The 22956-nt window shown below is 43.7% G+C and carries 20 protein-coding genes and 2 pseudogenes; 17 read left to right on the top strand and 5 right to left on the bottom strand.

The features are described from left to right. Nucleotides 1-15: 15 nt before the first annotated feature. A complete protein-coding gene (locus B1L02_RS22800; RefSeq protein ID WP_088532999.1) occupies nt 16-1275 on the bottom strand; it encodes a metallophosphoesterase in 1260 nt (419 codons plus the stop codon). 99 nt (nt 1276-1374) lie between these two features. Then, nucleotides 1375-4163 (bottom strand): annotated as a pseudogene (locus B1L02_RS22795) (TonB-dependent receptor). 349 nt (nt 4164-4512) lie between these two features. Here B1L02_RS22795 and B1L02_RS22790 point away from each other — a divergent pair. Further along, a complete protein-coding gene (locus B1L02_RS22790) occupies nt 4513-5421 on the top strand; it encodes a GGDEF domain-containing protein (protein WP_088532998.1) in 909 nt (302 codons plus the stop codon). Continuing rightward, nucleotides 5421-6413 carry a helix-turn-helix domain-containing protein gene (locus B1L02_RS22785; RefSeq protein WP_088532997.1) on the top strand — a complete coding sequence of 331 codons (993 nt, stop codon included), beginning with the start codon at nt 5421-5423 and terminating at the stop codon, nt 6411-6413. The genes B1L02_RS22790 and B1L02_RS22785 overlap by 1 nt, the downstream gene beginning before the upstream one ends. Nucleotides 6414-6434: 21 nt before the next feature. Here B1L02_RS22785 and B1L02_RS24855 read toward each other — a convergent pair. Then, nucleotides 6435-6650 (bottom strand): annotated as a pseudogene (locus B1L02_RS24855) (hypothetical protein). Nucleotides 6651-6809: 159 nt separating this feature from the next. Between B1L02_RS24855 and B1L02_RS22775 the strand changes: the two are divergent. The 14 genes from B1L02_RS22775 (at nt 6810) to B1L02_RS22710 (ending at nt 19441) form a co-directional block, all read left to right on the top strand. Continuing rightward, complete coding sequence (locus B1L02_RS22775; protein WP_088532996.1) at nt 6810-7259, top strand: hypothetical protein; 450 nt, start codon at nt 6810-6812, stop codon at nt 7257-7259. Nucleotides 7260-7405: 146 nt separating this feature from the next. Next, the gene (locus B1L02_RS22770) at nt 7406-8236 is read left to right on the top strand and encodes a DUF692 domain-containing protein (protein ID WP_088532995.1); all 831 of its coding nucleotides are present in this window, start codon (nt 7406-7408) and stop codon (nt 8234-8236) included. Next, nucleotides 8229-9014 (top strand): DNA-binding domain-containing protein, encoded by a 786-nt coding sequence (locus tag B1L02_RS22765; protein WP_088532994.1) that lies wholly within the window; start codon nt 8229-8231, stop codon nt 9012-9014. Before B1L02_RS22770 ends, B1L02_RS22765 begins: the two co-directional genes overlap by 8 nt. A 207-nt stretch (nt 9015-9221) precedes the next feature. Next, complete coding sequence (locus B1L02_RS24850; protein WP_088532993.1) at nt 9222-9422, top strand: hypothetical protein; 201 nt, start codon at nt 9222-9224, stop codon at nt 9420-9422. A 409-nt stretch (nt 9423-9831) separates the two neighbouring features. Beyond that, nucleotides 9832-11697 carry a S8 family serine peptidase gene (locus B1L02_RS22755; RefSeq protein ID WP_088532992.1) on the top strand — a complete coding sequence of 622 codons (1866 nt, stop codon included), beginning with the start codon at nt 9832-9834 and terminating at the stop codon, nt 11695-11697. A 93-nt stretch (nt 11698-11790) separates the two neighbouring features. Next, nucleotides 11791-12633, top strand: coding sequence for a helix-turn-helix transcriptional regulator (locus tag B1L02_RS22750; RefSeq protein WP_088532991.1), 843 nt, complete (start codon nt 11791-11793; stop codon nt 12631-12633). A 64-nt stretch (nt 12634-12697) separates the two neighbouring features. Beyond that, on the top strand, nt 12698-14803 hold the full coding sequence (locus B1L02_RS22745; protein WP_088532990.1) for a TonB-dependent siderophore receptor: 2106 nt from the start codon (nt 12698-12700) through the stop codon (nt 14801-14803). Nucleotides 14804-14951: 148 nt separating this feature from the next. After that, the gene (locus B1L02_RS22740; RefSeq protein WP_088532989.1) at nt 14952-16085 is read left to right on the top strand and encodes a PepSY-associated TM helix domain-containing protein; all 1134 of its coding nucleotides are present in this window, start codon (nt 14952-14954) and stop codon (nt 16083-16085) included. Between the two features lie 63 nt (nt 16086-16148). After that, the gene (locus B1L02_RS22735) at nt 16149-16865 is read left to right on the top strand and encodes an aspartate/glutamate racemase family protein (protein ID WP_088532988.1); all 717 of its coding nucleotides are present in this window, start codon (nt 16149-16151) and stop codon (nt 16863-16865) included. Nucleotides 16866-17239: 374 nt separating this feature from the next. Continuing rightward, nucleotides 17240-17464, top strand: coding sequence for a DUF4177 domain-containing protein (locus tag B1L02_RS22730; protein ID WP_010369821.1), 225 nt, complete (start codon nt 17240-17242; stop codon nt 17462-17464). Then, nucleotides 17457-17681, top strand: a complete 225-nt coding sequence (gene yidD / locus B1L02_RS22725) for a membrane protein insertion efficiency factor YidD (protein ID WP_088532987.1) — start codon at nt 17457-17459, stop codon at nt 17679-17681. The genes B1L02_RS22730 and yidD overlap by 8 nt, the downstream gene beginning before the upstream one ends. A gap of 13 nt (nt 17682-17694) precedes the next feature. Beyond that, complete coding sequence (locus B1L02_RS22720; protein ID WP_088532986.1) at nt 17695-18081, top strand: hypothetical protein; 387 nt, start codon at nt 17695-17697, stop codon at nt 18079-18081. After that, nucleotides 18044-18817: a M48 family metallopeptidase gene (locus B1L02_RS22715; RefSeq protein WP_088532985.1), complete on the top strand. Its 774-nt coding sequence runs from the start codon at nt 18044-18046 to the stop codon at nt 18815-18817. The genes B1L02_RS22720 and B1L02_RS22715 overlap by 38 nt, the downstream gene beginning before the upstream one ends. 159 nt (nt 18818-18976) lie before the next feature. After that, entirely contained in the window at nt 18977-19441 is a 465-nt protein-coding gene (locus B1L02_RS22710; RefSeq protein WP_088532984.1) for a hypothetical protein, read from the top strand. 467 nt (nt 19442-19908) lie between these two features. On the opposite strand, the gene rsgA is transcribed toward B1L02_RS22710, so the two are convergent. Together rsgA and B1L02_RS22700 are read right to left on the bottom strand one after the other, a co-directional pair. Further along, a complete protein-coding gene (gene rsgA, locus B1L02_RS22705; RefSeq protein ID WP_088532983.1) occupies nt 19909-20952 on the bottom strand; it encodes a ribosome small subunit-dependent GTPase A in 1044 nt (347 codons plus the stop codon). A 391-nt stretch (nt 20953-21343) separates the two neighbouring features. After that, entirely contained in the window at nt 21344-22498 is a 1155-nt protein-coding gene (locus B1L02_RS22700) for an iron-containing alcohol dehydrogenase (protein ID WP_088532982.1), read from the bottom strand. Between the two features lie 212 nt (nt 22499-22710). Here B1L02_RS22700 and B1L02_RS24845 point away from each other — a divergent pair, with 212 nt between their 5' ends. Beyond that, nucleotides 22711-22878: a helix-turn-helix domain-containing protein gene (locus tag B1L02_RS24845; protein ID WP_232003200.1), complete on the top strand. Its 168-nt coding sequence runs from the start codon at nt 22711-22713 to the stop codon at nt 22876-22878. Nucleotides 22879-22956 lie beyond the last annotated feature (78 nt).

Raw genomic sequence — 22956 nt, 5'->3', positions numbered from 1 at the left:
TCGCCTATTGATTTGTCACTCGCTACGGTGAGAAAAACTAAAGCTTTGCTCTGGCACCAGCTGACCGCTTAAATCGTTTGGCGTTGAGTAAAACGACACATTTAGCATGTCTTTTTGGTTGTCTAATTCGATATGCGCAAAGCCCCAAGTAAAAGCTTTATTCCAGACTAGGTCGTACTCTGGGTAACGCTTTTCTTGATAGTTAGCAAGCGGTGTATGCGTGCCACGCATTTTTGACGCGGCGCCACTGATAATAAGTGGTAACTTAGGCTTTGTATTTGCGGGGAGTACACGCGAGCAGTCGTCCGTTAACAGTTCCAAATCATGCTCATGGCCTGCGATATATGCATCTGCGTACTCACATAATTCGGGTAAGATTAAGCGGCGTAATACATGCGCTTCGTCATACTTGGTGCCTCCAATAGACCAAAGTACATGGTGTCCATACACAATTTTCCATTTTGCGGTTGAGTTTTTCAGTCCATTTGCAAGCCACGCCAATTGTCTGTGATCTTCACCATTAACGGGTTGCTCATGTTTTTCAATGTCTTCGACTTCGGCTTGTCCGCTTGCCAGTGCACTCGCCAGTCCCTGCTCACTACCGTCCGGTTTTAGTGGAATTTCGTAATAATGCTGACCTGAGAGCAACATATTGGTATCAAGCACAAAAAATTCGACATCATTGCCTTTTTCACCTTGGATGTAGCTGTAATAACCTTTGCCATCCATATGAAAATTAGTTTGCTTAGCCATCCACTCGGTCTGTAGTTTCACGCCGCGACGAGATGTCTTCCAGTCGTGATTGCCTAATGCTGAGTACACGACCAACTTTGGATTTTGAATAAGCAGCGGCTTTAGCGGCCCTAAAATCAAGTCATCCATACGCTTTTGGTCATCTTTGCCATCGTTAGCCGCCGCACCGTCAGGATAGATATTATCACCAAGCTGAATGGCAAAGTCGCATTGCTTTTTATCACACAAAGAGGCCATTGCCTGTCCAACCACCAACGCACCGGTTTCCTCCGTTGCGGTTTCGGTTCCCGGATAAACATAGATAGGCGCATGATTAAACTCTTCGAGTGGGCGATGTTCTTCTAGCCAATCCGCATTTTCAGCAGCAATAAACTCAGCCTTATTTTTAGGCGATTTTATGTGCTTTGTTTTTGGATAATCGGGGTGATAGCCGCCATCACCAAAGGCCAAAAAGTTAATATTTTCTGCGGCCTGCGCTGCGCCACTAAGCGCAAATAGTATAGCTACTGATGTTATTTTCATTGTTACCGACACAGTGTTACCACTGCATCCTCCTGTATATAAATAAGGTGGGTGTCCTTTTAAAATGCTTTTACAAGGACACCCACTATTACTTCTCCCTTAGAAGGAGGTTACCGTTACTCCAAGCTCAAATGAACGACCATAGGTTTCGTATTGGTAGTTGTAACGAGTGTCGCCTTGATAAATGCTCATCGGCTCGTCAGTTAAATTAATCGCGTTGAAGTAAAGCTGAGTTTGCTCGGTATAAAAGTACTTCATGCTTAAATCGAGTTGCAGATGGTCGTCTTGGAAAACGCGCTGCTTGTTCTCTTCAAACAAAAAGCTTTTGCTCTTGTACGACGCACTTAACCTTGCGCTTATTTGGCTATTTTCATAACCAAACATCAGGTTGCCCACCGTGTCGGATTGGTTTGGTAAGTTATCATCAGCATCAATAAATGTGCCGTTGGCTGAGAGCATCAAACCATTTTTAAAGTTCTTCGTGTATGCAAGCTCTACCCCTGTCAGTTCAGCGGCGCCGCCATTAACACTTTGAATAACTTCTTTATAGCCTTGCCACTGACCATTATCTTGCACCTCGGCTTTGGCAATAAAATTATCGATGTTTTTGTGAAAAACGCCTGCGGATAACACGCCAATCGCGCCGGGATAATATTCTACCGAGAGGTCATAGTTTGTTGATTTGTAAGGGTCTAAGTCAGGATTGCCGACTTCGGCTTTACGCTCAATTTCAATTTCGTCATCATCTTCTGTGGTCTCTGTTTCTATGATTTGAAATGCTGCTGCATCTTCAAAGCTTGGACGCGCAAGAGTCTGTGTATAGGCAAAACGAGTGATCAGTTTGTCGCTGATTTCATAGCGTAATGTTAAGTTTGGTAATAAATGGTCGTAGCTATCTTCAACTTGCCATTGGTTGATCTCGACGCGTTCAACGTCATTCACTTCATCATTAATGAGTTCAACACGATTACCACTCGTTGCATAATCGGTGTCTTCGTATCTAAAACCTGCAATAACATTGAGTTTATCAATTTCGACCGTCAGCATGGCATAGAGCGCGGTGACGGTTTCTTCACTGGTGTATGAGCGACCTTGTGTTTCAATGTCAGTTTCAAGCGAGTTTAGCTCAAGGGCACTACGGTTGCTGTAGAAGTAGTCGCGGATCTGGCTGCGACTTAACCCCGGACCAAAGGCCCCAAGATCATATTCAGGCTCATTGGCCGTAAAGTCTTTCGCCGTTAGGTCATCAAAGCCACCGTCATATAGCTTGGCGTCAACGCGGTTAAACTTTTCACGGTCGGCATATTTACCACCAAATTTAATTTGCGCATTGTGACCAAGTAAGATGAAGTCTTTGGTTAAGTCCAGTCTAAAGCTGGTATTTTCATCTTCACTTAGGTTGTTCTCCCAGACAATTTCGTCGATTTCAAAATTGCTAAGCTGCTGGGAAGCTTCATCCGCCGCAAGCGAAGGTGTCTTACCATCAAGTACATACCCTAGCGCAAAATCTTCTCCAGCAAATGAGGTATCCAAGCGATTTGGTTCGCTTTCATCTGATTTTGAATAACCGATGCTGTATTCAATAAACCAATCCTGCACTAAGTTTTCGCCGCCCAAAACCACAGATAAAATGCTTTGCTCTTCATATCTGTCCTTGGTGTCTCTATCCATTTTCGTACCTGAGAAATAGGCCGCATTTTGACTTAGCTCATCGGCAAATACATCGCCTTTGTCAAACTTGTACTCATTGCGTTGACGAAATTCATCGTCAGAAAACTTGCTGTAGAGCGTGCGTAAGTAGTATTTGTTAAACCCTTTGTGATGCACATCAAGGTTCAACGCCGCCCCTAAACGCTCTCGCGTAATACGATAGTGGCGCTGCTCCATTTCCTCAGCACCAAAGAAGCTCACTGCTTCTACTGAGCTCACATCGTCCATTTCTAGTTCCATCCAGCCGCCATCGGTTTCCATATTATGAGAACCAAACTCACGCTCAAACCAAGATACCGCCGTTGCAACCCCAACCTCCAACTCTTTGCCTGCGGCATAAACATCGGTAAAACTAAACGACGCTTTTGGGCTGGTCTCGCTTACCTGTTCATTGTGTGAGGCTTGCAGCGTCACGCTGTAGCTCTGCCCTTCTCGGTCAAACGCACTGAGGCTTTTTACTTCGATGCTACCCCCACAGCTGATGCGTCCATATCCGGTGTTACCGTTTTGCTCACCTCTAGGCTTTGCACTAACTCACTTGGGATGACATCCATCGCCACCGAACGCACACCCGCTTCAGGAGAAGGCACGTTGGCCCCGTTGATGGTCACGTTGTTGAGATTTGGGTCGATCCCGCGAATTGCCACAAAACGTCCTTCGCCTTGATCTCGTTGAATTGAAAGTCCGGGCAAACGTTGCAGTGCTTCTGCAGCGTTTTGATCCGGCAACTGACCGATGGAATCCGCGCTGACGATGGACTTAAGTGAAAGGGCATTTTTTTGTCGGTTTAATGCACCGGCTTGTCCGGCTCTTTGCCCCACAACAATAATATCGTCCATTTGGCCCGATTGAGAACCAAGCTGTACTTGAACATCGGTGACTTGGTTATCAGTAATTGTGATGCTTTTAGTCACGGTTTCAGCGCCAAGATAACTTATCTCAAGCGTATAATTACCCGCTGGAAGATTCGTTGCCATAAAGCGGCCATCTCGCTCCGAGATAAGGGTTTTGTCTAATTCTTTGATCACCACTTTTGCCCCTTGAAAGTGGCTCTTTTGCGAAACTGAACTGACTTGTCCAGTTAGGGTATTAGCAGTTGCAGCTGAGCTTAACGTCAGTCCAGCGCAGATCATCGCAACGGCAGAAAGCGTAAAGCTTGTCGGTATATTTTTTTTCATTATTTGCTCGCACAGGTTGAGTAGAATTTTAGCGCCCCGCTAAAACGTCGCGGCTACCCTAGTGCGAAAACGTGACGCGTTTATTTCACTTGAGTGCACTGCAGCCTATAACAGGGCGTTTATGCCAGCCGAACGCGTGAATTTGAGCCGATATGACCCCCACTCCTTTGGTTTTTGACAACAATATTCAACCTGAACTCTGAATAACAACTGGTTTCCTCGCTGCTGTTATTCAAAAATGTTGCGGTTTCTGTCATAAAAACATCGCCTTTGCTGAGCTAAATTGACCCTATCAGCACCAAGCACAAATTTTTACTATATCGCTCTAAATTTTGACCAGGCAACAAACATGAAACTTCAGCCTTTTTTACTTCATCAATCGCGGTGGTTGCTACTGGTGGGACTCACACTGGTTGCAATTACCATCACGGCCTATACCTCAGTACTGCGACCACTATCGGACGTCAATTGGCTCGATAGCATTGGTGAAGGTGGCCTCACGCTGATGACACTGATTTGGATTGCGGTGACCTTGCTCACTCGACCAAAAGGGCTCGTCACTAACCTACTGTTTGCAGGGTTGAGTGCCATGTATGTTTCTATGTTGTGGGATTTTTTGGATGAGATGGTGGTATTCACGCCCCATTATTTAACTAGTTTTGAAGCGATCCCTGCTTGCTTTGGCATGGTGCTGATGAGTATTTCAGCCTATTACTGGTATAAAGAACAAAGCATATTCAATCAAACCTTAATGAAAAAAGAGCGTTTTTATCGTGACCACAGCATGACCGACTTTGTCACCGGCCTTTACAGCGTTGAGTATATGCAAAACCAAGTCAGCCACGAACAATCTCGCCTTGCCAATGGCAATAGCCCATTTTGCTTAACGCTATTCGATATATGTGATTTTGCCGTTTATTCTCGCCAGCATGGTATGCAAAAAAGTAATCAGTTACTACGCGATATTGCCGATATGCTCTCTTTGAGCATGCGAGAGAGTGACCTGCTTTGTCGTTTTGCAGCGGATAAATTTGTGGTCATTCACCCACAAACCAACGATGTCCAAGCCCAAGCTTTTGCCAATCGTGCAGCCAAATTTATCGCCCGTCATGCCAACCATGATGACGGTCAAAACCAGCCACAATATAGTGCAGTGAGATGGAGCTGTATCGAAGTGAATGACAAATACTGTGGATTTGAACCTCTGATTGCAAAGCTTGTGAACCAGCTGAATCAGACCAAGGTCGCTACGACTTAATGTCCTATTTTGAGTGCCAGACAAAACAACTTGCGAGTCGCTACTTTGCGCTCCCCTTGGTGGAGTTGGCTTCCCAGCGTGGTGTACATGCAGACGTCATTTTGAAAGGCAGTAAGCTGTTTTATACCGATCTGCACTCCAGTTCAACCTCCATTAGTTATGAGCAGTTTGAAACAATAGTAAGCAACCTTGTCAGTCAGGCGAGCTGTCAGGAAGTCAGTTTTATTTACGGTCAATACCTACTTAATACGCTAATCAGTCACCATGCCGAGCTGTTATTTAATTGCCACAACATACAGCAATTACTCAAAGTACTACTGCTTAAAGGTTTGAATATATTGCCTTTTTACCACGTTAGAAAACTCCAGTCAGAAACAAGCTGCCATTTACTGTTTTCACCCGCCATTGCAGAAGGTAAGCCTGCGGTCACGCGATTTTTATGCGAAGCAATGGCAAGCCTTTGTTGTGGCTACCTTAAGTGGCGCAGCCCTGAAACCACATTGACGTTGCAGTTTCCTTACACAAAGCCAAAAGAAGTCGCGCAATACCTTAGCCATATACACCTAGCTTACAGCTTTGATCACAGTGATTTCTCCGTTGTAATGAGTAACCAAGCTTTAGCGCAGCAACAAGTTGGCACTTTCCCCTATTTGGTGGCTCGACAGTTAAAAGCCTTGCCCTCACCACAGCGTGGGTTTCTCGCTCAGCTGCACCGCTTACAGTTAAAGTATCCTAAATATCATAGTGAGCAAATCGCCGAAATGATGGGCATGAGTGCCGCAACCTTTAAACGCAAACTCAAGCTACATCAAACTACTTTTATCAACGAAAAAGACAGGCTGCATCGTCAACAAGCCATGTTTTACGTAACCGAGCAAGGCTATTCCAATGAACAAATTGCAACCGCTTTACAATTTAGCGACATCACTAATTTTCGCCGTGCATTTAAGCGTTGGACGGGATTAACGCCTTCCTATTTTCGTAAGATTTAACTTTACCCTGCATTTTTTCTTCTACACTGAAATGGATCTTGCGGTTACTAGGTCTTTTATAACGTGACTGCGTTTCGATAATCCCAGGGGCTGCTTACCTTTGCTGTTTGATTTTTGTTCTCCTGAGTGAGTTTTGATCGCGGCGCTCGACTTGCCGCATAGTGGGCTAAGCTAAAGTTGAGCAACAAAGAACGAAGCACACTCAGGTGAACCCGAAGGGCAGCGCTTGATTGGCATTTCTACTGTGTTATCGCCAGACTTACATAGAACAACTATGCTACGCTGGCTCAGCCTTGTATAAATGGCAATCAAACTGCTGCAAAAACAAACTTGAAAGATAAGCAGCCCCTTGGCCGAAGCTAAGCACGTTAATAGATAACAATGAGGATTAAAAACATGAAAGCATTAACGGGCGCTGCAATGGCGATGATGGTAGCAGGTTTAGTGGGTTGTAATAGCACAGAAAATAACTCCACGAGTGCGCAAGCCGCGGCAGCTGAAACAGATTTAGTGCATTGTTATGACGTCAATATTTGCGGTGGACATAACGATTGTAAAACAGCGAGCAATGCCTGCTCAGGGCAAGCTTCTTGCAAAGGCACAGGCTTTGTTGCCATGCCGAGCAAAGCGTGTAGCGATGTCGGTGGTAATCAGAAGGACGCTTGGGTTGGCAGTGTCGCAAAATCAGACCTAGTGCACTGTCACGATGTCAACGTGTGCGGGGGCCATAACGATTGTAAAACCGCAAGCAATGCATGTGCAGGACACGCTTCTTGCAAAGGGACTGGATTTGTCAGCATGCCAGCAAAAGCTTGTGCTGATATCGGCGGCAAAGCGAAAAGCTAATACGCTTCAACATAATCAATGTGAGAATTCATTCTCACTATCGATCATGTAAATTAAGCCGGCTGCTTTAACCTCAGCGCGTGTTTATCTATCAAGATTAATGTTGCAAAAGATAAACACGCACTATGCATTAAAAGAGCGAAACTATGTCAGTACCCTTTCTGGGCTTTGGTCTTGGCCTACGCACGTGTTATTTTGACTCTATTATCGACACTCGACCGCAAGTGGACTGGTTTGAGATTATCTCTGAGAATTACTTTGTCGACGGCGGCAAGCCTTGGTATTACCTATCGCAGATTAAAGAGCACTACCCCATTGTGATGCATGGGGTGTCGATGTCGATAGGCAGCACCTCACCTCTTGATATGAATTACCTCGCTCAACTTAAACGCACCATAGCACGGGTCGAACCCGAATGGGTGTCAGATCACGTTTGCTTTAGTAGCTTAGGCGAATTTAGTAGCCATGATTTATTGCCTCTTCCCTACACTGAAGAAGCGCTGATACACCTCTGCACAAGAATCAAACAAGTGCAAGATTACCTTGAGCGTCCAATGATCTTTGAAAATGTCTCAAGTTATCTAAACTACAAACAATCTGAGCTGACTGAATGGGAATTTTTGAAGGAGTTACATCTCCGTACAGGATGTCAGCTATTGCTCGACATCAACAATGTGTATGTAAGCTCGCGCAACCATCAATTCGATCCAATGACTTACCTAAACGCCATACCAACGCAAGCGGTCGCACAAATCCACTTGGCCGGCCATAGCGATTTTGGGACGCATATTATAGATACACATGACCAACCAATTTGTGAAGCGGTGTGGAGTTTATATCGACAATACACCCAAAACAGATCCCCCATTAATACCATGATTGAACGTGACGATAATTTTCCTAAACTCGCGGGGTTGTTACAAGAGCTAAACTTGGCCAAAGGAATAGCCCCGAGCAGTTGGAGAACATATGGCTGATCTCGCCGCGCTGCAACACGCCTTTATTGCGATGCTTAAAGGCGATGACAGCCAATTAATGACTGAAATTGCATATCAAAACGGCCTCAATGTCGCGCAACGTGCACAAATATACACTAACGCTTACCACATCAGATTAAAAAAGGTATTAGAACAAGATCATGAAATACTTGGTTTTTATTTGGGTGATGCGCTGTTTGACGAAATGTTTGCAGGCTATCTGCAGCACTTTCCTTCGCGCTCGACTTCATTACGCCAATTTGGCGATGCGCTTCCTGAGTATTTAAGTCAATTTGAGCCATTTAAGCACTACCCAATCCTTACTGAAATCGCACAATTTGAACGTACATTACTCAGTGCTTTTGACGCAGAAGATGCGCCTCAGTTGGGACTTGTGCATCTACAAAAAATCGCAGCAGCACAATTTCCAAACTTGCAGTTTACCTTTCACCCCAGCGTTCACTTATTGGGATTTACACGTAATGCGGTCGACAGCTGGCAAGCGTTAAAAAACAGTACACCAGTCCCAGAAGTGTCCACTAAACCGAACTATTGGATACTCGCCCGAGAGCGCGATATGCGCACTGGGTATCACTCGTTAACGGAAGCCGAATTTACTTGTCTACAAAGCATGATGAATGCGCTGCCGTTTAGTTTTGTCTGTGAATACGCTGCCGAGCAAAGTGATGATTTAGCAAAAGGCACAGCAGTGGTGATGCAGTTACTGCAAAAAGGGCTTAACTTGGGATGGTTTAGTGGCTTTAAAGTTGCTATATAACCTGAGCTGCTGATAATTAATGCCTTTCTAGCAGCCAGTTTTAGCGCTAACTGCGTTGAATTCACTTCCAATAGCCAGCTATTGGTGCGTAAATTCGCCTTGCCTACAGGATGTAGGTACCTTAGCGAGAGCAGGACGCGGAAGCGGTGTTTTCCCTAAAACTCTCTGGCTAGACAAGGAAGAAAACTAAGTTATTCTTTAGAAACAATGAGTTGGAACATTCCTTATCCAAACCTCAGGTTATATAACCGCGATATTCAACAAAGCGGCATAGAAAATGAGGATCAAAGAGAAGTTAATGCTGTCTCAACCAAGTTTAATAATAAGCATGGTTTTCACCTTGATTGGCTTTGTCCTTGTTTAGAATTCAAAAGTCAAAAGCCAAGCTTAAACGTAAAGATAAATTAACAAAAACAACATATCCTATACTCATTTGGAATTTTTCCAGCCTATTTACCCCACTTTCCCTGTATCGTTACCTCTCTCTAAAATCAACACTAACCAACTGTATTTATTGATAATATATATAGAATAAGAATAAACCTCTTGCTTATTTGGCCAGCTAATCTATGCATTTAAAAACACATTGTAAATTTTTTTTGTATTTTTTGTTTATTTTTTAAGCTTTGCTTCTATCCTAGTGTAACCAGTCGAAATTATGTGCAATTTTTATTTAGCTGGCGTTGTTCATTATCTTAAAACAAACGCAACCAAGCGTTGAACTTTGGTGGATAACGCATCTACAGCAGCTAGGTAAGTTCATAACCTTGAGACTGGTAAACACAATTAAACAAAACAACATGCAAGGAACAACAAAATGCGTAAATTAAGTGCTATTAGTTTTGCAGTATTAGCAGGCTTGACTTCAGTCAACGCACAAGCCGCTAAAATTCTTAGCGTAGAGTCAAACAAAGCAATCGAAGATCAATATATTGTGGTGTTCACAACACCTTCTGTCTTAAATGTCAAAGACAGCAAAGCGGTTGCAGCCTTCGCTAATAAGCAAGCTAAAGCGTTACAGAACAAACACAACGTGAGTATTACAAAAGAGTTTGGTGGTGTGCTAAACGGTGTGGTGATTAACGCGTCTGCAAAACAACTAAAAGGGCTTCTTAATAATCCAAATATTGACTATATCGAACAAGACCAAGTGGTTACAGTAACCCCAGCTATCACGGCAAGTGGCGACCAAGCTAATCCAACTTGGGGTCTAGATCGTGTGGATCAACGTAACTTACCACTAAACTCAAACTATCATTATGACTTTGATGGTACTGGCGTAACGGCTTATGTTATCGATACCGGTGTTCGCATCAGTCACAATGAATTTGGTAACCGTGCATCACATGGTTATGACTTTGTTGATAATGACAATGATGCAACAGACTGTAACGGTCACGGCACCCATGTTGCTGGCACAATTGGTGGTGGTGAATATGGTGTAGCGAAGAACGTCAACATCGTTGGGGTTAGAGTATTAGGTTGTAACGGTTCTGGTTCGTATTCAGGCGTTATCTCTGGTATTGATTGGGTTAAAAACAATGCATCAGGCCCGTCAGTTGCCAACATGAGTTTGGGTGGTGGCGTTTCTCAAGCGGTTGATGATGCAGTAAACAACGCAGTTGCTTCAGGCGTTAGCTTTGTTGTTGCAGCGGGGAATGACAATAGCAACGCCTGTAACTACTCACCTGCGCGTGCAGCCAATGCAATCACGGTTGGCTCAACCACCAGCAGCGATGCACGCTCTAGCTTCTCAAACTATGGTAACTGCTTAGACATTTATGCACCGGGCTCAAGCATTACTTCTGCTTGGTATAACTCAGATACATCAACCAATACCATCAGCGGTACTTCGATGGCCGCACCGCACGTTGCGGGTGCTGTCGCGCTATATTTGGATGAAAATCCAAGTCTAAGCCCGTCACAAATTGATAGCTTGCTGAGCCAACGCTCATCAAAAGGTAAAGTGTCTAACCCGCAAAGCGGCTCGCCTAATGAACTACTTTACACGCTAGCTGGTGGTACTGATCCGGACCCAGATCCAGATCCAATAACAGAGCTAGTTAACGGCCAAGGTGTCAGTGCATCTGGTGCATCTGGTCAGCAAACCTTCTATAAGCTGGTGGTTCCAGCAGGGGCTAGCGCGCTGAACTTCTCGCTAGCTGGTGGTACTGGCGATGCCGACCTTTATGTACAGCAAGGCACTCAACCAACACTAAATAGCTATGCGTGTCGCCCTTTCCAAAATGGTAATAATGAATCATGCGATTTCACCAATCCAACTGCTGGTGATTGGTATGTGATGCTAAATGGCTACGCTGCGTATGCAAATGCGACCCTCACTGGTACTTACTCATCTGATCCAGGTGGCTGTGGTAGCAACTGCTTAGAAAATGGCATCCCAGTAAGTGGCTTAGCTGGTGCATCTGGCCAAGAGTTGCTGTACACCATTGATGTTCCAGCAAATGTAACCTTGACAGTAGCAAGCTCTGGCGGCTCTGGCGATGCAGACTTATATGTTCGAAAAGGTGCGGCACCTACGACATCAACCTATGACTGTCGTCCGTTCTTAAATGGTAATAATGAATCTTGCAGCTTAAATTCAGGCCAAGGTGCAACTTATTACATCAAGTTGCGAGGCTACTCAAGCTTCTCAGGTGTAACACTCGTTGCTAGCTACTAATTAGATTTATTACAAATAAATCTAATTTCGTTTGGGATTTATTGAAAAAACAAGTACAGTGGTGGCTCGTTTGAGCCGCCATTTTTGTTTTTAATGAGTATTGTACTAGATCTCTATAGCCAATTATTACATCAAGGGTTTTATGACCATGTGTCTGACGGTGAACTACACACAGAAGTGCCGCTCATCTTCAGTAGCATCTCGCAAGTAAAGCTCGATGGCATTATTTACCATCGCACTACGCAAACAGCGGCGATGATGCCTGAAAACTATGGTAGTCTCATTCTTATCACGGAAGGAAATGGTTGGTGGCTGACTAAGCAATCCTTGCAGCGTGCTGATCTAACGCAATTAATCTATCTTGAAGCAAATCAAAAACATGTGTTTCACCTTCCTACACAATACCACGCCGTTAGTTTCAATTTTCCAATCAATTGGTTAGCATCTCGAACCGGCAAGCGGCTTTTGCATGGACAAGCACTGACTATTCCCCCAAGCTTACCAGCGTTATTCAAAAGCGCTTTAACCGCCACAGCGTTAAATTCAACAGCGGCAAAATGGCTTGAAGATGAAATTGTACTGCATCTAAGTACTTGCCAACCGACCCAATTGCCAACGTCGCCACTAGCGGAGTTAAAACGGCTCATCTCTACACATGCAAGTGATGAAGCATTTTGTATCGACATGCTATGTGAGTATTCTGGCTGGTCTAAACGTTATATCCACAAATTATTTGCTTCGTCTGATCTGAGTGCCAGTGAATATCTGATCCGCACCAGACTCACTCGCGCTTATTTTGAGTTACTCAATAGCTCCGCATCATTAAATCAAATCGCTATTGATAGCGGATTTAAAAATCAGGCACACTTTAGCCGTCGTTTTAAGCAATTATTTTCTCTTTCACCCAAGCAAATTTCGCAACGAGTGCACTCTTAGACAAAACTGAATCGTGCAACTATATATAATAAGAATCACTCTCATTATCCATAGTAATAGTACAATGAAAATTAACACGCTCTATGCCGCAGTGTGCCTGTCACTGCTTTCTCAAACCACGAGTGCCAATGAAAACAAAATAGATGAGTTAGAACGAATAGCAGTTCAGGGCAGCCAATATAAAAGTACCGGAACCAAGTCGTCTTTAGCACCAATCAACGCGCCCTTTTCTATTTCTCATATAGATCAAGATACCCTGCAGCTACGCCAGGCAGACTCGGTCAATGCTGCGTTACGCTATGTTTCTGGTATCACTCCAGAGAGCCGCAGTACGGTCACCATTTTTGATCAATACACAATTCGAGGTTTTGAGTCTTATCGAAATTATTACGATGGCCTAGAACTGCAATCTAACAATCTTTGGAATTTATATCCTCAAGTTGATGCCTTTGCCACCGAAACCATTGAGGTGCTAAAAGGCCCAGCGTCAGTACTTTATGGCTCAGCACCGCCAGGCGGCATGGTTAACCAAATCGCAAAGCTTGCCAATGGCACTGAGCAAACCCAGGTTCGCCTAAGACTCGGTAGCAGAGCACTCAAAGAAATCGGCGTTGATCATGGAGGTGTGATCACCGATGAATTAAGCTATCGCGCCATTGCGATATCAAGAACAAGTGATGGTCAACAAAAAACAACGGAAGAAGAACGCACTGTGTTTGCGCCTTCACTGCGCTGGCAACCTAACCATGATACGGCGCTAACCGCACAGCTTTATTACCAAGACGATCCCAAAGCCATACCGTCCACTCCCTTACATAGTGTTGGTACACTCACGCGTGCAAGTTACGGTTATCTAGATACCGATGCATTTGCAGGCGATATCAATTGGTCTAATTTTGATAGAACAACGCTAATGGCCGGGCTAAAGCTGGAGCATAATTTATCCGACGATTGGTCTTTATTTGCCAACTGGCGTTACACCGATGCAGAAGGCCTGCAGCAAAATACCTACAACCAAAACTTAATTGCTGATAGTGATACCATACTTGCCCGTGCAGCATATAAAACCGATGAAACGCAACATGGCTATGTTTTAGACAACCAATTGTCTACTAACTTTACGGTTGGTGGCTCATCACATCACTTGCTCTTGGGTTTTGAATACAAAACCTTAAGCTCAACCGTAGGATATTGGGATACACTCGGGACAGGCACACCAAGCATTAATCTAGCAGCGCCCAATTATGCAGCGTTTGATGTCAGCGCTTTGCCACTTAACTTCTATACCGAAGCGCACGATATTGAACAAAGTAACCGTGCGTTTTACATCCAAGACGAAGTAACAATATCAGCGTTGACCCTTTTGGCAGGTATTAGATACGACAGTTTCACCAGTGAAGTTACTGCCGACAAAAACTACGCTGGCACCGAGTGGCAAACGGAATCAAATATTGATGACACCCAACTCACCGGAAGAATTGCCGCACTTTATCAGCTGGATTCTGGTTGGCGACCTTACGTAAGCTATAGCCAGTCATTTGAACCCGTTGCAGGAGAAGATAGCGTCACTCAACAAGCCTTCAAGCCAACAGAAGCAGAACAATGGGAACTTGGCGTTAAATATCAATCTCGCGATACACAACTCACATTTGCGGTATTTGATCTCACCAAACAAAACGAAATCATTAACAGCAAAGATTTTGTCACGAAAACCCAAGCCGGTGAAATCCTGTCCAAGGGTATTGAACTTGAGGCTTCTCACACCGTTAACGAACAACTCAATGTGCAGTTCAACGCAACGCATTTAGACCAAAAGGTCACTAAAAACGAATTAGACCAAGATTTGATAGGAAAACGCCTAGTATGGGTTGCAGATAACACCGCATCGCTTTGGTTAAACTATTATCCAAGCCTGTTAAGCGCACTTAAAGTGAGTGTTGGTGCTCGGTATGTTGGCGAGAGTTATGTTGGCAAATACAACTCAGATACCGTGCCATCCTATACCTTATTCGACATCGCCTTTGATTATGAACTCAGCGAACAAGCCAGGATCACTTTTAGCATCAGCAACCTCAGTGACAAGCGATACGTTGGCGCATGCTATGACGAAAGCAACTGCTGGATGGGGGCTGAGCGCAAAGCCGATGTTGGTCTCCACTATCGCTTTTAGTCACTCACCAAGGAGAGCATACGGAAGGATTTAAACGGACATCCACCTTAACGCTTCAGCAAGCATTGAGGTGGGTGTCCTTGTTAATTCATCCCTTTATTCATTCTCATTTAGCTTTAACTCAATAGCTTTAACTCAAAGGAAAACAATGCGTAAAACACTATTTAAATGGCACAGTGCAATGGCATTAATAGCGATGCTGCCGCTCGCCATTATGTCTGTCACAGGTAGCATGTTGGTGTTTAAATTCGAGATCGATAGCCTATTGCTTCCAGAGCAAGCAACATTAACTTATCAGGACCAAGACATCCAACGTCAGCCCATGAATGCGCTCATCAACTATGTCGCAGACACCCATCCAAATTATGAGATTGGTAGCTGGGAAATATTCGATGACGGCTATGAAGCTGATAGAGTCTATTTATTAAAGCATGGTACAGACACTTGGTTTAAAACGTATCTAGATCCTTACGCAGGCAAAATGCTTAGCGAGCCTGTGGGTATTCACAGCGACTTTACTGATTTTATTCTGCACCTACATTACACCTTACTGCTTGATGACGTGAGTGAAACCTTTCCACACATGGGCGTCGTTATCGGTTTAGTTGTGGCCATACTTTTTACCTTGCTTGGTGTTTCCGGCTTAGTTATATATCGGCGCTTTTGGCGACGATTTTTTAGTTTTAGACGACATGCTCCTCGGCTCGTCATTATGAGTGACCTGCATAAAGTCATTGGCATTTGGAGTGCGCCGGTATTGCTCGCACTCGGCATTACTGGCGTTTATTTTAATGCGGTAGAGTATTATCACGAGGCTTTTGAACACCAAGAAGATGAGCACCATATTGTCAGCCAGGCAATGTTTAACCACTCTCTAGACTTTGATGCCATGATGGCCCAAAGCCATCGTGCGGTTGACGGACTTAGACCAACCTACTGGCTATTTCCATTTGAGCCAGAGCAAACCAACATCACCATTTTTGGCAGCGTGGCTGATGCCAATCCGTTCATTAGTAACTATGCGGCAACGGTTAGCTTTGATGCGCAATCTGGTACACAAACTTTTGCCTACGATATTCGAACGGCGTCTACTTTAGATAGAGTGATCGACAGTTTTAGAAAACTCCACTTTGGCCACTTTGCAGGGCTTACCAGTAAAATAATTTGGTGCATTATGGGACTCGCCCCCGTATTACTTGGTTTTACTGGACTATATTTATGGTGGCAAAGAAAGCGTAAAAAACTCAAGAGTAAGAAAAACCGTCAACTCGCCTTAAGCTGACTGTTCAAGTTTCAATCCAGATCCGTTATTGTCGTTATTATCAGCAAATAACGAGCAATCACTATGAAACAACTTGGGCTAATTGGCGGTATGAGTTGGGAGTCAACACAAAGCTACTACCAGCTTATCAATCAAACAGTGAAAGCAAAGCTTGGCGGGCTACACAGTGCCAAGCTTTGCTTGTTTAGCGTCGACTTTGCCGAAATTGCAAAGCTTCAAGCAGCTGGTGATTGGCAAAAAATGACGACCATTTTAGCGAGCGCTGCTACTTCGTTGAAACTTGCAGGCTCTGATGCCATTGTGATCTGTACCAACACCATGCATAAAATCTCAGGTGAAATTAGCGCAGCGTCAGGATTGCCAGTACTGCATATTGCCGACGCAACCGCGAAGCGACTTAAAGATGACGGCGTAAAACGCATCGCACTATTAGGTACGAGATTTACGATGCAGCAAGACTTTTATAAAGCACGATTGCAAGACCTTCACGGCATTGAGGTAATAACTCCCAATAACGACCAGCAAGCTTTGGTTCACGACATAATTTATGACGAATTATGTTGCGGTGAAGTCAACGCAAGCTCAAGGCAAACTTATCTAGACATCATCGACGCGCTCTATCAACAAGGGGCTGAAGGGGTAATTTTAGGTTGCACCGAAATTGGTTTACTCGTTCAACAAGTTCATACTCAAATCCCTCTTTACGACACTACCAAGCTTCATGCTAAAGCCGTTGTAGAGTGGTCACTCGGGGCTACATCTTGCTTTATTCATGAGTAATACCAAACTTTGTTGTAATTAAAAAATAACAACGAAATCGCTATTGTCGCGATTACTTGGCTACTATAGAATAAAATCTCACTTACTCTAGGGCCTGTTGACCTTTGCTGTTTGATTTTTGTTCTCCTGAGTGTGTTTTGATCGCGACGCTCGACTTGTCGCCTAGTAATCTAGGCAAAAGTTGAGCAACAATGAACAAAGCGCACTCAGGGGAACCCAAAGGGCAGCGCTTGATTGGCATTTCTACTGTGTTATCGCCTAACTTACATAGAATAACTATGCTACGCAGGCTCTGCCTTGTATAAATACCAATCAAACTGCTGCAAAAACAAACTTGAAAGGTCAACAGGCCCTAATTAAATCAGGGATGTATTATGACCCAATACGACGAATATAAAGTTATCCATGTGGTTGAAGGTGGCTGCGGCACACTATTACTTGGCTCTAGTGGATTACCGTTAAAAAAGCTTGAAGCAACTTTAAATATGGAAGCACAAGATGGCTGGCAGCTTGTTTTCCAAGTTATCGAAAACAAACGTTTTATGCTATTTTGGAGCCGCGAAGCCGTGATCTTAACACTTGGTCGTAAACGTGCTTAAACGTTTTGCTTTGTCTGCCATTCGCCGCTATCAAGCGAATGGTGGAGCAAAAGCCCACTTCAATATAAGTTGTAACTTTACGCCGTCATGTTCTGAATATACCTATCAAGCAATCGAAAAATACGGCTTCTTTAAAGGCGTGCGTATTGGCTATTGCCGTATCAGGCGTTGCAATGACCCCGACTGTATTGAAGTAAAGCCAGATCCTCTACCGTAACCTAGGAGTTTACATGGACGAAATAGCATTAAGAGAACAAGAAGAGGCGTTGAGGAACCAAGTTGCTCAGCTAAGTCCTGAAGCGCGCAAGCAGTACTACCAACTGGAAGAACAGCTAGTAAAAGATCCTGATACTTACGCCGTACTCAATTACTTTTTTGCCGCTGGTTTACATCACTTTTATCTGGGTAAAACCGCACGTGGTGCAATTAACCTCACCTTGATGCTAATAGGGCTTGCGCTTATTCTCTTTTATGGCTGGATACTGCTAATTTTAGTGTTTTTAATTGAGCTACCTCAGCTATTTAATAGCCAAAAAATAGTCAGAAAATACAACATCGATGTGATGCGAGAAGTACTAGATGAGCTCAAAGATACACAACAGAATCAAACAATCTAAAGAAACGCAGTGGCTTTGGATTATAGCGGCCACGGTTGTGGTCGTTTTATTTAGTGGTTATCAGTTTTACACCAAAGGTGTACCTTACTTCGCTGAAGAGATCTCAGCCTCATTGCCCAAACAAATCTACCAAATTATCGACGAAGGTAGCCTAAATGAGCTAGATAATTCGGAATTTTCTGAATCAAAACTAAGTGAAATCAAACAGCAAGAGACTCGCGCTTTATTTGTCTCATTGCTTGGCGCCAATGCATCGAGTAAACGTGAATTTAAACTTGAATTTAGGCAGTGGAAAGAGAAAGCCAACGCCATGGCATTGGCCAATGGTAGCATTGTGATCACCGATAACATGGTCGAACTGGCATCTACTCAGCAAGAGCTTAGCGCAGTGTTACTCCACGAGATTGGTCATGTCGAGCATAATCACGTCATGGAATCCCTGGTGAGCTCGTCTATCGTATTTGTCAGTTTGAGTGTCGTATTGGGTGACATCTCTGCGCTCTCAGATCTTATGATGCAGGGCGCAATGTTAGGTATCAACCAAAATTACTCTCAACAAGCTGAGCTCGAGGCTGATTTGTACGCCCACAACAAGCTAATGACGCTGTATGGCAATAGTGATGCGATGATCGCTATATTCGAAAAACTCGCCAAGGAAAGCGATGAGCAGCATAATTGGTTAAGCACACACCCAAGCTTTGAACAACGAATTGAACTGCTGCGACAAAAGCCATGATCCTTAAAAAACAGTACTAATACACTAAAAGTTTGTTAAATACCCCAAACCATTAACATTAATTATTTCATTATGCCGTACAAGCTCTTTACATTTTTTAACTTGTAATCCCTGTTTCTAAATTGGAGAATCTGTTTTTAAATGAATCACGGGTAAAAAATGAAACCAGTCAAACTTTATCTGCTACCTATAACTGTAGCCAGTATCAGCACATTTCTCACGGCCTGCACATCTGAAACAGAATCTGATCTGTTGAAAACAAATGCAATTAGTGCGGATATATCAATAAATTCAAATGGAGAAAGAGCCCGAATTGTGGCCGAGTTAAATGTTGGGGACTCGTTCGGCTCTAATGTAAACTTAAGCGAAGGCGATACACTAAGAGCGATCGTAAATGATCAGACGATCCAATTGATTAAGGATACTGACATTCTAGATATTGATTACGAGGGCAGATCCTCTGTTGTAACTGGTAACAGCCTATATACTATCCAGTTTAATCGGAAGAAAGAAGAAAATGCTTCAGCGTCAGTTGAGCTTCCTTTAGGCTTTCTAATACTTACCCCGAAGCAGAAAAAACTTTTCGATATGATGAAGATATTGAAATTCATATTGATGGAATAGACTCAGCGAGTGAGACATCTCTTATCGTTAACTATGCATGTTCAAATAAAACGGGCGGGTTAGTGACAGGCTCTTTCTCAACACAATATGGAAACTCGACAAGCAAGACATTCAATGCACAAAGCGCTAGCCTCATAGATCTAGACCAGATTGCAACTTCAAAACCATGTGAATTTGATCTAGAAGTTCAAAGAGTTAGAACAGGCAGCTTTTCCGGTGCACTTAAAGACAATAGTTTAATTAGGGGTATCCAATCGAGAGTTATTAAAGATCTAGAATTTACTTTTTAGTTTACATAGCTTTTGAGTGATCACAGCGTTAAGTGCCTCACCCCCTATTTTTTCTAATTTAAATGGGTGTCTTTTTAGCCGCTTTTCGCTTTAGCCGTACTTTAGTGTAGAAAAGCAAAAACCAAAGTGGAGCGAGTCCACTTTGGTTTAAGATAAAACAGAACTAGCTAGTACTGCTCAGTAGCCCTTTTTTAGTCTTCTAGTATCGCTTTGTACAAAACGATACTTCTTTGCAAGTGCTCTTTCCTTGTCTCTCTTATCTTTCAGGCTGGCGTTGTTTCTTTGATTTTCACTTCTTAGTTTTATGAAGTTGTTGAAGCGCCTAACTTCAAGTTCTCCACTCTCTATCGCTTGCTGAACAGCACATCCGGGCTCATTTTGATGTGAGCAATCACTGAAACGGCAGGCACTTTCTAACACTTCAATTTCTGCAAATGTTTTACTGAGCCCTTGTTGGCAGTCGGCGAGTTGGATCTCCCTCATTCCTGGCGTATCGAGCAACACTGAGCCATTGTCCATAAAATGTAACGAGCGAGCGGTTGTCGTGTGCCGCCCTTTTGCATCATCTTCACGGATTGAGCCGGTGAGCTGCTCTCTACACTCTAACAGCGTGTTCACCAAGCTGGATTTACCCACACCAGATGAACCTACAAATGACAACGTTTTTCCCGTGCTACACCAAGCTTTTAGACACTCAACGGAGCTCGTCTCCAACGCATTTATCGCTTCGACTGTCAAAAATGGGTCCAACTCCTGAACGAGTTGTACTTGCTGTTGCCAACCGTCAACCAAATCCTTCTTGGTCAAAACAACAATTGGCTCCACTTGCGCTTCGTTAGCCAGTGCTAAGTAACGTTCGATCCGGTTTAGATTAAAATCCTGATTTAGCGAGCAAACAATAAACAGACTATCAATATTTGCGGCTATCAATTGCTCGGCAACTTTACTGCCCGCAGCTTTCCTTGAAATAACCGATTTGCGGGATAATAGCCTAATAAATTGATAATTTTCATCTAACAAAACCCAATCACCAACCGTCATACTAGGCAGTGATACATGAGTAGCTAAAGAAATTTGCCGAGATTGCAACTGGATTAAATAATTACTTCTGTGGTGCGCTATCACGCGGCCAAGAATTGATGATTCCAATTCTGTTAGTGTCAGTTGCTGTTGAAAAAATGCTTGCCAACCAAGCTGTGTTGGCGAATAAGATGTATTCATTATAAAATCTCAAAAATGCAGAAAGACTGCAAAAATCAAGCAGGGTTAATGAATATCATTGACCCGGAGAAGCCTGTTAGGCATCACACCGGGTAAAAGGAGTAAAAATTTAGAAGAGACGAAAGTTAGAGTCTACTAATCACACCTAGCTACAACTTTTACCGGGTGGTTCAATAAAACAATCATCAAATTCTCCTTAAACTTTTTTGAATACTGCCGTAGATTAGCACTGAAGATAGGCGAGGTAAACCAAGTATTTCACTCAACTAATTTCAATAATAGATAAAAGTTTTGTGTTTAAAGCGATATCAATCACGCAATTTTTGCGTATGTTATCTGGGCTAAAACAGGAGCAGACGCTGATCCGCCTGCTCTTGTGATTTTAATAAGCTTACAACGCCAACATTAAAATTTCTTTCGCCTTCGCTAAATCAATATCGCCGTGCTCACCTAATGCCGTCATGCCGTTCTTTTCTAGATTAGCGATAACTTCTTGTACTGCTTTTTCGTCTAATTGGTAATCAGCTAAACGCGTTTGCACCGCCATCGATTCAAAAAAGTCTTGAACTGCTTTTATCGTTTGGTCAATTTGCTGTGCTTCGTCTGCGGCTGTAATACCAAATACACGCTCACCAAGTTGCTTGATTTTCTCGGCTTTTTTGTCTCGTTGCACATACATCACCGCAGGTAATACAATCGCAAGCGTTTGCGCGTGGTCAAGGTTATACAATGCCGTTAGCTCGTGACCAATCATATGCGTTGACCAATCCTGTGGCACACCTTGACCAATAAGACCATTTAGCGCCATAGTTGCAGACCACATAACGTTTGCTCTTACATCATAATTGTTAGGCTCGCTTAACGCCTTTGGCCCTTCGCTGATAAGCGTTTGTAAAATACCTTCTGCAAATCTGTCTTGCAGTGGCGCATTTACTGGATACGTTAAATACTGCTCAATCACGTGAACAAACGCATCCACTACTCCATTACTCACTTGGCGAGGCGGTAGTGAATAGGTGTATTCTGGGTCAAGTACCGCAAACTGCGGCTGTACCGTCGGTGACGAAAACGCACGCTTTTGCGAAGTTTCCTTTTTAGTAACTACTGAGTTGCCGTTACTCTCAGAGCCTGTCGCAGGTAAAGTAAGCACAGCACCAATCGGTAACGGGTTGCTAAAGCTTGCACCTTTTACCAAAATGTCCCAAGGCTCACCATCAAAATTAAAAGCTGCCGCAACAAACTTTGCGCCGTCAATCACACTGCCGCCGCCAACCGCAAGAATAAAGTTCACATTGTTTTGCTTTGCCGTCGCGACCGCTTGCATTAGTGTTTCGTATGTTGGATTTGGCTCCACACCACCAAATTCCACAACCTCAACACCAGTCAATGCGCTCATGGCTTGGTCGTATACACCATTGTTTTTAATCGAGCCGCCGCCGTACAGTAGCAGCACCTTTGCAGCCTCCGGTAATCGTGAGGTGATTTCACTCATTTGGCCTTTACCAAAAAGAATTTCGGTTTGATTTTTAAATACAAAATTAAGCATGCTCAATTCCTTACTGTTTAATATTCGGTAGATAGGTGATCAGAGCTTAGGATATTCAATAGTGGTAACCTCCGCCATCGTATTTTCTATTCCTTTTCGCTTTCTAGTTCCGTGTACCGGCTCAATGTCGAATAGCTTAGGCGATTTGCGGACATGGGAGAATTCGGATAAATTGGTAGGAGCAATCAGAATATTTATGGCTCGAGTGTTTTATGTCTCATCTCACCCAACTAAAAACCTTTGTGGAAGTATACCGCTGCAAAAATATCACCAAGGCAGCGGCCAACTTGGGGATGTCGCAGCCAGCTGTCACTGCACATATTCAAACCATGGAAGCGGTAGTAGGAAAAGCCCTGTTTGAACGCCAAGCAAGAGGGTAAAGCCAACGCCAACAGCACATGACTTAGCGCTGCAGGTATCTGGTCATATCGATATTTTAGAGCAGAAGATCACCTCAA

This window comes from Pseudoalteromonas piscicida, assembly GCF_002208135.1.
GTDB classification, from domain to species: Bacteria; Pseudomonadota; Gammaproteobacteria; order Enterobacterales; family Alteromonadaceae; genus Pseudoalteromonas; species Pseudoalteromonas piscicida_A.
The sequence above is the reverse complement of the archived record's forward strand: the minus strand, read 5'-3'. Positions and strand labels throughout refer to the sequence as shown.

What these genes read in the sequence shown, in the direction of transcription:
- rsgA (WP_088532983.1), bottom strand. Translation starts at nt 20,952, where the DNA reads ATGAATACATCTTATTCGCCAACACAGCTTGGTTGGCAAGCATTTTTT.
- B1L02_RS22775 (WP_088532996.1), top strand. Translation starts at nt 6,810, where the DNA reads ATGAAAGCATTAACGGGCGCTGCAATGGCGATGATGGTAGCAGGTTTA.
- B1L02_RS24850 (WP_088532993.1), top strand. Translation starts at nt 9,222, where the DNA reads ATGAGTTGGAACATTCCTTATCCAAACCTCAGGTTATATAACCGCGAT.
- B1L02_RS22730 (WP_010369821.1), top strand. Translation starts at nt 17,240, where the DNA reads ATGACCCAATACGACGAATATAAAGTTATCCATGTGGTTGAAGGTGGC.
- B1L02_RS22740 (WP_088532989.1), top strand. Translation starts at nt 14,952, where the DNA reads ATGCGTAAAACACTATTTAAATGGCACAGTGCAATGGCATTAATAGCG.
- B1L02_RS22790 (WP_088532998.1), top strand. Translation starts at nt 4,513, where the DNA reads ATGAAACTTCAGCCTTTTTTACTTCATCAATCGCGGTGGTTGCTACTG.
- B1L02_RS22715 (WP_088532985.1), top strand. Translation starts at nt 18,044, where the DNA reads ATGAGCTCAAAGATACACAACAGAATCAAACAATCTAAAGAAACGCAG.
- B1L02_RS22700 (WP_088532982.1), bottom strand. Translation starts at nt 22,498, where the DNA reads ATGCTTAATTTTGTATTTAAAAATCAAACCGAAATTCTTTTTGGTAAA.
- B1L02_RS22755 (WP_088532992.1), top strand. Translation starts at nt 9,832, where the DNA reads ATGCGTAAATTAAGTGCTATTAGTTTTGCAGTATTAGCAGGCTTGACT.
- B1L02_RS22745 (WP_088532990.1), top strand. Translation starts at nt 12,698, where the DNA reads ATGAAAATTAACACGCTCTATGCCGCAGTGTGCCTGTCACTGCTTTCT.
- B1L02_RS22765 (WP_088532994.1), top strand. Translation starts at nt 8,229, where the DNA reads ATGGCTGATCTCGCCGCGCTGCAACACGCCTTTATTGCGATGCTTAAA.
- B1L02_RS22710 (WP_088532984.1), top strand. Translation starts at nt 18,977, where the DNA reads ATGAAACCAGTCAAACTTTATCTGCTACCTATAACTGTAGCCAGTATC.
- B1L02_RS22785 (WP_088532997.1), top strand. Translation starts at nt 5,421, where the DNA reads ATGTCCTATTTTGAGTGCCAGACAAAACAACTTGCGAGTCGCTACTTT.
- B1L02_RS22735 (WP_088532988.1), top strand. Translation starts at nt 16,149, where the DNA reads ATGAAACAACTTGGGCTAATTGGCGGTATGAGTTGGGAGTCAACACAA.
- B1L02_RS24845 (WP_232003200.1), top strand. Translation starts at nt 22,711, where the DNA reads ATGTCTCATCTCACCCAACTAAAAACCTTTGTGGAAGTATACCGCTGC.
- B1L02_RS22770 (WP_088532995.1), top strand. Translation starts at nt 7,406, where the DNA reads ATGTCAGTACCCTTTCTGGGCTTTGGTCTTGGCCTACGCACGTGTTAT.
- B1L02_RS22720 (WP_088532986.1), top strand. Translation starts at nt 17,695, where the DNA reads ATGGACGAAATAGCATTAAGAGAACAAGAAGAGGCGTTGAGGAACCAA.
- B1L02_RS22800 (WP_088532999.1), bottom strand. Translation starts at nt 1,275, where the DNA reads ATGAAAATAACATCAGTAGCTATACTATTTGCGCTTAGTGGCGCAGCG.
- B1L02_RS22750 (WP_088532991.1), top strand. Translation starts at nt 11,791, where the DNA reads ATGAGTATTGTACTAGATCTCTATAGCCAATTATTACATCAAGGGTTT.